At 52.0% G+C, this 13,074-nt stretch carries 15 protein-coding genes; 5 read left to right on the top strand and 10 right to left on the bottom strand.

The genetic code is table 11. From position 1 onward, the window contains the following. The first annotated feature begins 26 nt into the window (after positions 1 to 26). The 5 genes from DESTI_RS03125 (at position 27) to DESTI_RS03140 (ending at position 1,629) form a co-directional block, all read left to right on the top strand. Positions 27 to 224, top strand: a complete 198-nt coding sequence (locus DESTI_RS03125) for a type II toxin-antitoxin system VapB family antitoxin (protein ID WP_041286711.1) — start codon at positions 27 to 29, stop codon at positions 222 to 224. A gap of 2 nt (positions 225 to 226) precedes the next feature. Next, a complete protein-coding gene (locus tag DESTI_RS03130; protein ID WP_014808513.1) occupies positions 227 to 601 on the top strand; it encodes a type II toxin-antitoxin system VapC family toxin in 375 nt (124 codons plus the stop codon). A 287-nt stretch (positions 602 to 888) separates the two neighbouring features. Beyond that, positions 889 to 1,014 (top strand): hypothetical protein, encoded by a 126-nt coding sequence (locus DESTI_RS31565; protein ID WP_272913393.1) that lies wholly within the window; start codon positions 889 to 891, stop codon positions 1,012 to 1,014. A 50-nt stretch (positions 1,015 to 1,064) separates the two neighbouring features. Beyond that, entirely contained in the window at positions 1,065 to 1,409 is a 345-nt protein-coding gene (locus tag DESTI_RS03135; RefSeq protein WP_014808514.1) for a nucleotidyltransferase domain-containing protein, read from the top strand. Further along, the gene (locus DESTI_RS03140) at positions 1,396 to 1,629 is read left to right on the top strand and encodes a hypothetical protein (RefSeq protein WP_014808515.1); all 234 of its coding nucleotides are present in this window, start codon (positions 1,396 to 1,398) and stop codon (positions 1,627 to 1,629) included. Before DESTI_RS03135 ends, DESTI_RS03140 begins: the two co-directional genes overlap by 14 nt. Positions 1,630 to 1,710: 81 nt before the next feature. On the opposite strand, the gene DESTI_RS03145 is transcribed toward DESTI_RS03140, so the two are convergent. From DESTI_RS03145 to DESTI_RS03190, 10 genes are all read right to left on the bottom strand, one after another. Then, positions 1,711 to 3,072 carry an ankyrin repeat domain-containing protein gene (locus DESTI_RS03145; RefSeq protein ID WP_014808516.1) on the bottom strand — a complete coding sequence of 454 codons (1,362 nt, stop codon included), beginning with the start codon at positions 3,070 to 3,072 and terminating at the stop codon, positions 1,711 to 1,713. Between the two features lie 77 nt (positions 3,073 to 3,149). Then, on the bottom strand, positions 3,150 to 3,785 hold the full coding sequence (locus DESTI_RS03150; RefSeq protein ID WP_014808517.1) for a hypothetical protein: 636 nt from the start codon (positions 3,783 to 3,785) through the stop codon (positions 3,150 to 3,152). Between the two features lie 52 nt (positions 3,786 to 3,837). Next, a complete protein-coding gene (locus DESTI_RS03155; protein ID WP_014808518.1) occupies positions 3,838 to 4,266 on the bottom strand; it encodes a type II toxin-antitoxin system VapC family toxin in 429 nt (142 codons plus the stop codon). After that, a complete protein-coding gene (locus DESTI_RS03160; protein ID WP_014808519.1) occupies positions 4,263 to 4,508 on the bottom strand; it encodes a type II toxin-antitoxin system VapB family antitoxin in 246 nt (81 codons plus the stop codon). Before DESTI_RS03160 ends, DESTI_RS03155 begins: the two co-directional genes overlap by 4 nt. An 82-nt stretch (positions 4,509 to 4,590) precedes the next feature. Then, on the bottom strand, positions 4,591 to 5,547 hold the full coding sequence (locus DESTI_RS03165; protein WP_014808520.1) for an ABC transporter permease: 957 nt from the start codon (positions 5,545 to 5,547) through the stop codon (positions 4,591 to 4,593). Further along, positions 5,544 to 7,067 (bottom strand): sugar ABC transporter ATP-binding protein, encoded by a 1,524-nt coding sequence (locus DESTI_RS03170; protein ID WP_014808521.1) that lies wholly within the window; start codon positions 7,065 to 7,067, stop codon positions 5,544 to 5,546. The genes DESTI_RS03165 and DESTI_RS03170 overlap by 4 nt, the downstream gene beginning before the upstream one ends. After that, positions 7,067 to 8,086 carry an ABC transporter substrate-binding protein gene (locus DESTI_RS03175; protein ID WP_014808522.1) on the bottom strand — a complete coding sequence of 340 codons (1,020 nt, stop codon included), beginning with the start codon at positions 8,084 to 8,086 and terminating at the stop codon, positions 7,067 to 7,069. Before DESTI_RS03175 ends, DESTI_RS03170 begins: the two co-directional genes overlap by 1 nt. Positions 8,087 to 8,370: 284 nt before the next feature. Beyond that, positions 8,371 to 10,500, bottom strand: coding sequence for a Tex family protein (locus tag DESTI_RS03180; RefSeq protein ID WP_014808523.1), 2,130 nt, complete (start codon positions 10,498 to 10,500; stop codon positions 8,371 to 8,373). Between the two features lie 258 nt (positions 10,501 to 10,758). After that, a complete protein-coding gene (locus tag DESTI_RS03185; protein ID WP_014808524.1) occupies positions 10,759 to 11,247 on the bottom strand; it encodes a VOC family protein in 489 nt (162 codons plus the stop codon). 440 nt (positions 11,248 to 11,687) lie between these two features. Then, entirely contained in the window at positions 11,688 to 12,983 is a 1,296-nt protein-coding gene (locus DESTI_RS03190; RefSeq protein WP_014808525.1) for an IS110 family RNA-guided transposase, read from the bottom strand. Positions 12,984 to 13,074: the final 91 nt, after the last annotated feature.

The following is a 13,074-nucleotide window of genomic DNA, read 5'->3' on the forward strand; positions in this document are numbered from 1 at the left end:
ATCATTTAGATGAAGGGCGCATCGAGATGAGAACCACGCTTAATATTGAAGACACATTGATTGAAAAAGCGTCGGAATTAACCGGTATTAAGGAAAAAACCACATTGGTGAGACTTGGCCTCGAAGCTTTGATAGCCAGAGAAAGTGCCAGAAGGTTGGCGCAATTGGGTGGGACAGAGAAACAACTGAAAGCCATCCCGAGACGACGAACCACGGAGCAGTGAAGATGGTCCTCGTAGATACATCAGTGTGGGTATGTCACCTTCGAGAAAGTGACTCCAACCTTGAACGTCTGCTGCATGGTGGACAAGTGATGTGTCACCCGTATATTGTTGGAGAACTCACTTGTGGAAACATGAAGAACAGGCGGGAAATCCTCTCTCTCATTCAAGACCTACCTCAGGCAACTCTGGCACAGCTCGAGGAGATCTTCGGGTTCATAGAATCGAACCACCTGATGGGAAAAGGCCTCGGCTACATTGACGTCCATCTTTCTGCCGCCGCTTTATTGACCGGAGTCCCTCTGTGGAGCTATGACAAGCGGCTCAATGAGACCAACGAAATGCCGGGTATAAGCTTCGATCCTGTAATGTTTCGATAATCAGCGCATCAACCCGACAGGCAACCGTGGAGCAAGTCCACCGCTACTGCGAGGACGATAACCACCCGAGTCACAATCTTTCTCAAGTCTATCATTCCCAGTCGCAAAGCTACAAGAAGTACTTAAAAGGGAAGAACAAATGAGCAAGCTAGATCCGGAAGAGAGAGATCCTGGAGTCTTATGATAGAGATGAGTGGCAATCAGTACCAAACCTGAAATCCGAGTCTGAGCGGTATCAGAAGTATGCCGGTGCGACATTCAAGAAAGATAAGCGAGTAAACATCCGCATGTCACAGAAAGACCTGGTGGCGATCCAAAAGAAGGCTCTGGAAGAAGGAATCCCTTACCAGACACTACTTTCAAGCATTATCCACATGTACGTGTCAGGCCGTTTGACTGAAAAGAACGCTTAGCGAGCATTTATCTCGGAATGAACAACCCGAATTCCCGCAGAGGTCGGGTCATGACAGAAACTCAAGACACGATTGGTTCCATACTGGAGGACATCGTGAAAGCCATCGTCGCAGCTTCCGATCCGGACCGTATCATTCTCTTCGGGTCGGCAGCCCGAGGAGATACGGGATCGGATTCGGACGTGGATCTCCTTGTCGTTGAAAAAGAATCGTCGTTCCAAGGTGGATCCCGGTGGAGCGAGTCCAGCCGCATACGGAAGGCACTCTGGCGGTTTCCCGTTCCTATAGACGTACTCTTATTCACGCCTGAAGAGATCGAAAAGTGGAAAGACTCAACAAACCATGTGATAGCCCGCTCCATGAGAGAAGGCAGGGTCCTTTATGATCGACCGTGAAGACGCAGAAAGGCTGCTCCTGAATCTCCTAGAGGTCAAGGCTCAAGAGGACTGCCAAAGGTTCGAGTCACTTGTAGATCTGACTGACTTCGCAGTGCAGTTCCGATATGATTCTCCCACTCCCGCACACGGCCTTGATCGCTATTACATGGTCTCTGAAACACAGTCCGTGATCGCCCATGAGGAACGGCTATTACAAGATATGGATATAATTGAATAGGACCATTATTTCCAGTCGCAAAGCCAGCAAGCGCTTATCTCGGGATGAACAACCCAGATTATTACACTTGAACTCGTGGGATCACTTCGCTCCATGAGCCTTCAAATACCGAACCGTTTCGGACCGGTTTTTGGCGGAAGCGACGCTCAAAGCCGTTTTGCCGTCTTTGTCCTTGGCATTCAGATCGGCTCCTTTTTCGGTGAGGAATTTCACTACGTCGAGATGCCCATTCGAGGCAGCCCCCATTATTGCCGTTTTGCCGCCTTTATCCTTGGCGTTCACATCGGCTCCTTTATCCACCAGGAAGTTAACGATTTCGAGATGCCCCCAGTCGGCAGCTTCCATAAGAGCCGTTTGATCGTACTGGCTCTTCGCATTAACATCGAGCCCGCGATCGATGAGGAGTTCCATCACCTTGAGGCTTGTCCCCCAGGCAGCTTTGATGAGAGCCGTTTGCCCGTATTTGTCTTTGGCATTCAGATCGGCTCCTTTTTCAATGAGGAATCTGACGACTTCAAAACGTCCCATTCTGGCAGCTTCCATGAAGACCGTTTCGCCGTCTTCATCCTTAATATTCACGTCAGCTCCCTTATCGATCAGAAATTTCAAGAGTCTGAGATCTTCGTAGGCGGACATAGGAGCCGTTCTGCCATTCTTGTTCTTGGCATTCACGTCGGCTCCCCTATCGATAAGGAACTTCGCGACTTCGAAATTTTTTCTCCACGCAGCCTCCATGAGGGGCGTGTTGCCATCTTTATCTTTGGCGTTCACGTCGAGGCCCTTATCCATAAGGAGCTTCACGACTTCGAGATTCCGCCACTCGATAGCCTCTGTCAGGACCGTTTCGTGGCTGTCGTACTCGGCATGTATGTCCGCACCCCTATCGATGAGAAAGTTCGCTATTCCCAGATTTCCCCTTTCGGCGGCGTCCATGAGAGCTGTTTTGCCCTTTTTGTTCTTAGCATTCACGTCAAGGCCTTTATCGACGAGAAATTTCACGACTTCAAGATTTCCTGATATGGCAGCCTCCATAAGCACCGTTTCGCCGTCATTGTCCGTTCCATTCACGTCGGCACCTTGGTCGATGAGGAACTTCACTATTTCAAGATTTCCCATCCAGGCGGCGTCCATAAGGACCGTGTCCCCGATCTTGTCCCTTGCGTTCACGTCGGCCCCTTTACCAATGAGGAGTCTGACGGCTTCAATATTTCCCGATCTGGCAGCTTTCATGAGGACCGTGATGCCAATGTTGTCCTTGGCATTCACGTCCCCACCTTTTGCCAGTAAGGTGTTGATCTGGTCCAGAGAGCCGCACTCGGCTGCCCGCAGCAATTGTTCATTCACTGAGCCCTTTGCTGCCATTACGGTTGTGAGGAACAAAAGACAGGCCAGAATTGCGGCCGTGGTTAGCGTCCAATAGACCCAATTACAATTCATTCTCATTGGTGGCCTTCCTGTCGTAGCAATGTCGAGTGCCTTGAAATCGCTACCTAGCCGCGCAATATTAAAATGTTTACCATTTACTGCAGCACCGTTTTGAAGACCCCGTAAAGTTGGATAAATCTCGGAGGCCTATCGGGATATTGCGGGTGGATTAGCTCGTCCAAGATTTCAATGTCAATCCTGCCTTTGATAACGTCGCCCTTTTGGTACGCCTTTTTGTCCAGAGTCAACTTTTGCCGTTTCGTCGTCCATGTCAAACCTTTGCGTGGACCGGCTTTATACAACGTCCAAAATTGACTAGTAAACATTCCATTTTTGATCTGAACTCTCAGATTGTCAAAAAAAGCTGGGTTATTCTCATGGATGAAGAGATCGATCATGTCGACATCACGTAACTTGGCTTCACAGAATCTGACCTCATGCTTGGCCCCAAACGAGGTGGAAACACATCTCGCAGTATGCTTCAATTTGCTTGGAACTTTTCCTGGAGGAAATCTTCCAGATTCAGGGTTTTCCCTACTGCCCTCCCAATAGCTCCACTCTTCTGACTCGAAGAATGGATCGCTCAGCTTGGGATCGTAAGCAACACGAGACCACATTTGCTCAGGTTGCACGCCTGGGGGATCTCGCCATTCACGGCCATATCCATTACCAAGAAGCAAGAGGGCCAAGAAAGGTGCCAACAATATCCATTCGAGAAATCGAATGCTCACGAAAGCTCCCATTTAATAGAATACAGACGGACCAGATCTCCGCATGGATCGCTCAGACGAGAGGATTCTTCCATTTCAGCTTGGGAAAACGTGCAAAATCAGAATCGGTAGAGGCTAGCTCGCAGCCATGCTCGATAGCAAGAGCGGCCAAATGTGCGTCTGTAACCAGGTTGGCGACGGCCTGACCATCCGCCATTACCTCTCGAAAAACAATCCAATGTCGCTCAGCCGGGTGAACGACTCGCGTACACGGTTGGTCCAGCCAGCTCTGGACGCGAGCAACTGCTTGTTCCAGAGAAAGCGGGTTTTCGAAAGCCCTGGGGTTAGTCGCTATTCGGATAAACGCGCAGAGAACTGTCCAGCACAAACAAACAACTTCATTACCGGATAACTGAGCGTCCCACCATGCACGGGCTTGCTCGTGATGAGGGTGAAGCGAATCTTCAGCGTACAAGAGGATATTGGCATCGACGAGAATCAACGGGAGCCCTCGCCTTCAATCCCGGCAAGTAATTCCTGGATGTTATCTAAATTGCGGCCAGATCGGAGGCCCATGGCGTGAGGTTCTGTCTTATAGGGACGTTGCTTCGCCGGTTCTTCCACGTGATCGAGACCGGCTCGAAGAGCTTCATTTACAATTGTCCGGAACGGCCTGTGCAATTTGGCTGCAATGGCCCTCGCCCTGTCAAGCACATCATCGTCTATTGACAGTGTTGTTCTCATGAAATCATCATTAGCATCTTTTGGTATGATGTCAAGACATCACGTCGGTATGAAAAGGTATCCATGCCGGTTCTCGGAAAATTCATGTTGTGTCGCCTGCCTTACTGCGGTTGAACTGGTCCACCGCTACTGCAAGGACGATAACCACGCCGATTACAATCAACTGAGCGTTGGTCGAGATGCCCACGAGGGTGCATCCATTACGCAAGAAGCTGATGAGTAAAGTACCTACGATAGTTCCCGTAATGGTTCCCTGGCCTCCCGATAGACTGGCGCCACCGATCACTACCGCAGCGATGACGTCAAGCTCGGCGCCCACGCCTGCGGTGGGTTGCGCCGAGACGGTCCGGCTCATGGCGATCATCGCAGCAAGTCCGGTGAGCAGTCCTCCGAGCGTGTAGATGCCGATCAGAGTTCGGTCCACTCTCACCCCTGCGTGATGCGCAGCTTCCACATTGGACCCGATAGCGTAGGTGTGACGACCGAATCGTGTGAACTGCAGGACGGCTCCAGCCAAGGCGATGACTGCCAGGAACAGAACCACTGAAATCGGTATCCCGAGCAGAGTGCCTTCACCAAGATAGCGGTACGATGACACGTTGATCGGCTGCCCGTCGTACATGACCAGCGCTATCCCGCGATAGAGACTCATGGTGCCCAAAGTGGCAATGAAGGGTTGAAGCTTCAGCCTGGTGATCAACACCCCCGAGATCACTCCACCCACTGCACCGGCCAGGAGTCCGACAGCAGTTCCCAGAGCCATAATCCCTAAAGATGGATTTTCTCCGCCGACACGGATCATTGCTCCTGCTGCGCACATGCCGCACAACGCAAGGAGAGAGCCTACAGAAAGATCGATTCCGCCGGAAATGATGACGAAAGTCATCCCAACAGCGATGATGCCGTACACCGACGAACGGCGCAGCACGTTGAGAAAATTATCGAGTGTCAGGAAGCTGTCAGGCTGCCAGATCGACAAGATGGCGATGACCAGGATGAGACTCCCGAACGGTAGAAGTTCTCGAACGAGTTTGTTCATGAGCGGCCCTTGTCCACAGCGGCGAGTTGCATCACTGCCTCCTGGGTGGTTTCTGAGGTGACGAGGTCGGCAACGAGGCGGCCCCGGCGCATTACGAGAATGCGGTCGGTGATTCCGAAAAGCTCGGGCAGTTCCGAAGAGATGATGAGAATCGCCTTTCCTTCAGCGGCCATCCGCCCGATGAGCTCGTAGATATCGACTTTGGCGGCGATATCGATACCGCGAGTAGGCTCATCCAGCACCCACAGTCGAGATTGAGCGATAAGCGCTCGACCGAGCAGCAGCTTTTGTTGATTGCCACCCGACAGAGCGCTTGCAGGCGCTTCCGGCCCGGACCACTTGAGCGCGAGCTTCTTGCCTGTTTCTTCGGCGATTGCGTTTTCGCGACTGCGGTGCAGGATATATCTCATGCCCAGTTCCGCGAGGCACGGGAGCGTCATGTTCCACGCTGCCGGGAGATCGAGGCATAGACCCGTGCGTTTTCGATCTTCCGTGACGTACATGATTCCCAGGGAGAATGCGTCCACAGGCGTTGCGATGCTTACGCTTTTCCCGTCGAACTCTATTCTGCCGCGGATTGAGGGCTCCAGACCGCACAGGACACGAGCAAGGTCAGTGCGACCTGCGCCCACTAATCCGGCAATGCCAACGATCTCTCCCCAGCGCAGATCGAAGCTGATGTTTTCGACGGCTTGGGACGAAAGCCCTGACACTCTCAGGGCCGTGGCCCCTGCTTCAACCGCCTTTTTGGGGTAGTAGTCTTTGAGGTCGCGACCGACCATGTGTTTGACAATGTCAGGAATTCTGAGGTCCTTCATAGGGCCGGTGTGCACTACTCGTCCGTCGCGGAGAACAGTGATGTCCTCTGCAATCTCAACAACTTCTTCGAGCCTATGGGAGATGTAGATGATTGTGGTCCCGGATTGGCTGAGTTTCTTGACCATTTCGAGAAGCACTGCCACTTCGGCCTCGCCACAGGAGGAAGTCGGTTCGTCCATCACCAGAATCTCGGCATTGCGGGCAAGGGCCTTCAACACTTCGACAATCTGGCACGTGCTCGCTGGAAGGTTCTGCACCTTTTGATCGGGATCCACATCGAAGCCGTGTCTTACGGCCAGGGCACGAGTGTCTGCGAGCATTCGCTTCTTGGAGTAGGTGCCGGGCAGCGCGCCACGGGGCTCGATCCCGAGCCACACGTTTTCGGCAATGGTGAGATCCGGGGCGAGGCTGAGCTCCTGGTAGATCATGGCGACCCCGGCGGCGAGGGAGTCCGAGGGATGTTTCCACACGCATGCTTTACCGTCTTGAACGATAGTCCCGGTGTCGGGCTGAAGCACTCCGGAGAGGATCTTCATCAAAGTGGATTTGCCCGCGCCGTTTTCGCCGACCAAGGCGTGAACCGTCCCAGGCGAGACGCGTAGAGTGACATCTTCCAGGGCCTTGATGGGACCAAAGCTCTTACCGATCCCCTGCATCTCGAGGGCAAACCCGGAAGAATCGACGAGCTGGTTTAGTGCCATCAACCTTCGCTTCCGATGAGGGCACGAATCTCTGGCAAATTCAAACGATCCCTGGTGACGAGTTCCACCCCTGTGTCGATTCTTGCGTTGACGTTTTCGCCTTTGATTGCCGCGACTGCGCTGCATACGCCTTTATATCCCATGGCCTGAGGATTCTGAACCACGAGCGCCTCGATACGTCCGGCAGCAAGACCTTTGAGCAGTGAGTCAGCAGCGTCGAAGCCGATCATCTTTACGGTGTCAGCCCGTCCCTGACTCTCCAGCGCTCTCAGAGCACCACGGGAAGTGGACTCGTTACACGCGAAGATGCCATTGAGCTCCTTGTGGCGAGTGAGCACGTCTTCAGCGGCAGAGAGCGCTGTTTCCACCGTGTCCATGCCGTAGCGGTCTTCAACGAGTTGGATCTCGGGAAACTCCTTCTTTAGTGTTTCGATGAAGCCGTTTTCACGAGCAGTGGTGGAAGCGGAACCAGCCATGTACTTGATGACGGCCACTTTGCCCTTTCCGCCCAGGAGTTTCGCCATGTGCTTCGCAGCGAGGGCACCGCCGGAGTAGTTATCGGTAGCCACGAAGGAGACCCGTTGAGGAGTCTCTATATCCGAGTCAATGATGACAACCGGTATCTTTGCGGCCGCTGCACGTTCGACCACTGGGACGAGGGCACCTGCATCCGTAGGAGCCAGCACGATACCGGCCACTTTCTTGACGATGAAGTCCTCGACGATTTGGATCTGCTTTTCACGGTCACCCTCGCGGTCAGGACCCGTCCAGAAGATCTCCACATTGTTTTCTTTTGCCGCCTTCTGTGCACCAGCGAGAACCGAGTTCCAGAACGAATGGGTAGTCCCCTTGGGAATGACTGCAATGGGGCCCATTCTCTTGAGCTGTTCGGAAGAGGTCTCGGTTTGGGAGAGGTTCAACTTGGCCGCGGTATTGTCTCCTTTTTTGAGAAACAATCCGGCACCCACGGCTGCGCCTGCGAACAGCAGAAATACCAGAACCAGAACGTTCTTATTCAAAACGACTCCTTCTTCTTAGCGCTCGTTTTTCAACTTCCGTAATCGACTATGTCGCTCATTTGAGACGAGTGTCAAATGAGCCCAGATTGCCAGACATTAGCGAGCGGCAGGTCGACTGGTCGACAAATCCGCCCATTTTTCCGTAAGGACATACGGCCGTGTTATCAACCTATTTCGTTGGAGTAAACAGAAAATTGATATCTTACCATGAGAAGGCTCGAGAAGTACTCTCAAAACCGGCGAAAAACGTCCTCATCAGGTGGAGACGGGAAGGATGACAAAACTCAACGCATGGACAGGGAAATCCGTTTACGGGAAATATCCACGTCCAACACCGTCACGGAGACTCTTTGCTGCGGCTTTACCACTTCTGTAGGATCGCTAATGAAACGGTCCGCCAATTGGCTGATATGAACGAGTCCGTCCTGATGGACCCCGATGTCTACGAATGCTCCGAACTTTGTCACGTTGGTTACAATCCCGGGCACTTTCATGCCCGGTTTCAAGTCTTCGATTGAGTTTACCCCTTCAGCGAAATGGAATGGCTCGAATTTTTCCCGAGGGTCTCGGCCCGGCTTTGCCAACTCCTCCATGATGTCCCTGAGTGTGGGCATCCCCACTTTTTCGCTCAAGAAATCCTCAAGACGCACTTTGTTGCGCAGTTCCTCGTTCCCCATGAGATCTTTAACCGAACACCTCAGGTTTCGGGCGAACTGTTCGACAATTGGATAGCTTTCCGGGTGTACTGCGCTTGCGTCGAGAGGGTTCTCTCCGTCGCTGATGCGCAAAAATCCAGCAGCCTGTTCAAAAGCTTTCGGTCCGAGCCGGGGAACATTGAGAAGTTCCTTTCGGGTACGGAAAGGGCCACTGGTGCTTCTTTGGAGGACGATGTTTTTCGCCAGGGTAGGGCCCAACCCTGAAACATAGCTGAGAAGCTCTTTGCTGGCAGTGTTCACTTCGACCCCTACACGGTTGACACAGGATATCACCACGTCGTCCAGGCTCCGCTTGAGATCGGTTTGATCCACATCGTGTTGATACTGACCGATGCCTATGGATTTGGGGTCTATTTTCACGAGTTCAGCAAGCGGGTCAAGCAAACGACGTCCTATAGATATTGCCCCGCGCACTGTGACGTCCTGGTCGGGAAATTCTTCTCTCGCCGCTTTAGAAGCGGAATATATTGAAGCGCCGCTCTCGTTTACCATAACCACGGTGATGGATTTTGGAAGACCGAGGGAGCGCACGAATGTTTCGGTCTCGCGTCCGGCAGTGCCGTTTCCCACGGCTATGGCTTCAATTTCAAAACGACGGCACAGTTCTTTGACGATAGTAGCCGCTTGTTCCGCCATCTTCTCAGATTGCGTTGGATAGATGGTGTCATGGTGGAGCAGCTTCCCTTGAGAATCGAGACAGACCAGCTTTGCTCCGGTACGAAACCCCGGATCCAGGGCCAGCACCCGTTTCCGTCCCAGAGGAGCCGACAGAAGCAGTTCACGAAGGTTTTTTGCAAAGACTCGGATAGCTTCTTCGTCAGCTCTTTTCTTCGCTCCCTGGCGTGTTTCCGTCTCCATAGACGGTGCGAGCAATCTTTTGTACCCATCTACAAGGGCCAGTTCCACCTGTTGCGCTGCTTCGTTCCGAGCTTTGAGTACCAGTCTCCTGAGTACACCCAGAGCTTCGTCTTCTGACGGACGAATCTGAAGCGAAAGCACGCCTTCCTTTTCTCCTCGGAACATGGCGAGCAACCGATGTCCGGGCGCTGAAGATATTCTTTCGGAGGAGTCGAAATAATCCTGGAATCTCGTCCCCTCATCTTCTTTACCCGAAATGACCTTGGACCGCACTATGCCTTTTTCAAAAAACAGCTTGCGGATTGCCGAGCGCACTCCGGAATCCTCGTTGATTGTTTCCGCAATGATGTCGCGGGCTCCCGCCAGAGCAGCTTCCGAGGACTCCACTCCTTTCTCGGAATCGACAAAGCGCAATACCTCACCTGCAAGATGAAAGGACTCCTGCGAGTATATCTTGATTGCGAGCTCTTCAAGTCCACGCTCCCGGGCTATCGAGGCTTTTGTCCTGCGCTTCGGCCGATAAGGCAGATAGACGTCTTCCAGTTCTGCCAGGGAATCAGCCTTCATAACGGTCTGTTTGAGTTCTTCCGTGACGAGCCCCCGTTCCTCGAGAGACTTCATTATCGCTTCGCGACGCTGTTCGAGCACGGCCAATTGTTCCAGGCGATCGCGGATCGTAGCTGTCTGCACTTCGTCCAAAGACCCAGTAGCTTCCTTACGATACCGGGCAATGAACGGAACAGTGCAGCCGTTTTCGAGCAGTTCGGCGGCTGCCCGTACCCGGTTAACCTGAATACTCAATTCATCCGCAATTAGCTTCAGCCGATTTTCGTCAAGCATAGACTACTCCATAGGTACTCAATCGAGGGTCTGATACCGGCAGTGACCCTCTCGCCAAAAGGTCACCCCCGTCAGGAAAGTACAAGTTTGCCTGATTGACGGGGCGTCCGTTTTCCGAGAGGTGACCGATTATTCATATCAGAAAGAATTATGATGTGTAAGGCTGGAAAATTTTGGCAACACATACCACCCCGTCAACCAAGTTGTCCACAATTGGATTGTATTATTTGCGGAAACGCGAAACACCGGTCGCGTCTTTTATGTCGTCTGCTCTTTCATTTTTTCAAAGAACTCATTCCCACGTTTGCGAATCTCTTCTTCACTGAGATCCTGAGTATGTGTTGCCAAAGTCCAAATATGGCCTGAGGGATCGATCACTTCTCCAATCCGGTCTCCCCAAAACATATCCTGCACCGGCATCTTTTCCTTGGCCCCTGCATCGACAGCGGTCTTGAATGCAGCGTCAACATCCTCCACGTACACATAAAAAGAGACTGGCGTACCTCCGAATGATGCTGGTGAGCGACATTCCTGCCCAGGCATTTCTTCTCCCAACATGACGATGGAATTTCCGATCTTGAGTTCTGCATGCACAACTATATCACTATTTGGAGCCTGCATGCGGAATCGTTCCTCAGCGCCGAATGCCCTCTTGTAAAAGTCAATCACGGCAGCGGCGTTCTTAACGGTGAGCATTGGAGTCACAGTATGATATCCTTCTGGTATTGATTTCACTTCATTCGCCATTACTTTCCTCCTGTTTTGAAGTGTACCGATTCTCCTACAATTCTCATTTTTTGAGCCATCCGAACACTCTTACTATCACGGTAATTGCGCTATGAGAACCAGTCAACTTTATGATGCGGCCTGGTCACGCTTTATGCGACTTTGCAGGTCATACCATTTGCTTTCAAAGCTGGACGAAAATCCCCTCTAACCCCCCTTTATAAAGGGGGGAATGGGGGGATTTTGAATGCAAATTCCCATGAAAGTCCCGAGCTACACAGCAAGGGTTTGAGGTTTTCTTATGTTCATGGTTGATCTCCATTCGAGAAAGCCGGCAAGTTTAAGAAGATTCCCATGCGTGGTCTCCGAAAGGAGCCGACAGTTTGTTGTGCCAGCCGGCGATTGGTCATGTTGGTATTCGAGCTCACGGCTTCAGTTTGCGTTTCGACTTTGATGCGCTTCTAAGTGAATATAGGTGCTTGGGCTGTTGCTGCCGGTTGATCCAGGGGTACGAGTTCGTACCCAATGAGAGACGCTTGCCAGGTAAGGTATTTTATCTTGGCCTCTCGGTTTCTTTCGAGCAGGTAAGTCTCTCCGAGATCTTTGAAATGTACTCCGTATTTGAGTACATGGTAAATGGTTTTAAGGATTTTGTGGGCTACTGCGATTATGGCCTTTTTGGCCCCCAAGCGCGCTTTCAGGGCGTAATATTTGGCCCGGTAGTAGGATCCTCGTGCCTTGATTGCCGGCCAGGCTACTTCAACCATGATGGTTTTTAGGTGGTTCTTTTTGACAGGGCTCTTGCCACTGAATCGCTTGCCACCGCTTTGGTTGTTTCCGGGAGAGAGGCCACACCAGGAAGCGAGGGCATGGGCGGTGGGGAACTCAGTCAGGGTTGGGCCTATCTCGGCCAATATGGCATGGGAGGAAACCGCGCCTACACCGGGAATCTCTTCGAGCCGCCGGATCGCTTCCTGAGCGTCTCTCATTACTTCCTTGATACGGGATTCAAGGATAGAGATTTGGGTCTCTAGGTTTTCGATCGTGTTGAGCAAAAGAGACAACAGGAACCGGTGATGGGCCTCGAAGAAGCCTTGGACAGAGCGATGGAGCTCCGCTGCCTTGTCTTGCAGCGATCCTCTCAGACAATTTTCAACCTCGGAAATCGTAGGGGAATTGTCGCCTGAGATTAAGAGTTTCATGAGGTTGCGGCCCGTTGCGCCGAACAGGTCGGATACCACGGAATCGATTTTAATGTTTGACTGTTGAAAGAGCTTGTGAACGCGGCGTTGGAAATCCCCGAGGTCTTCTTTGTAGTTTCTTCTCATTCGGGTCAAATCACGCCACTGTCTTTGATGTTTCGGAGGAATAAAGGCGGCCTTGAGCAGGCCGTGACGCAAGAGTCCGGCTAGCCATCTGCTGTCGCTGATGTCGGTCTTATGGCCTGGAACATTTCTCATGTGTCGGGCATTCACCAAGATAACCTTGACGGAATCTTCAAGGACGTTATGAACAGGAGTCCAATATGGTCCTGTACTCTCCATCGCAATTACAGGACACTCTCGTTCCAGGAGCCATTCCTTGAGTTTGATAAGGTCATCTGTGAATGTTTGGAACTCACGCATTTCGGATTGCTCTGTACCGGAACTGTCTGAATACAACAGACACGCTGACACGGAATTTTTGTGGACGTCCAATCCGCACGATATCTCGTGCACGACTGATATGGTAGTGTTATTCTGGTTTCTTGAGGGCATGACACGCCTCCTAGTGTTGTTTGATTTCATCTCATACTAGGCAGGTAGCCATGCTCTCATCTCAGTTCAAGGGACTTTCATCCTTCGTTGT

It is taken from the genome of Desulfomonile tiedjei DSM 6799 (assembly GCF_000266945.1).
Lineage (GTDB): Bacteria > Desulfobacterota > Desulfomonilia > Desulfomonilales > Desulfomonilaceae > Desulfomonile > Desulfomonile tiedjei.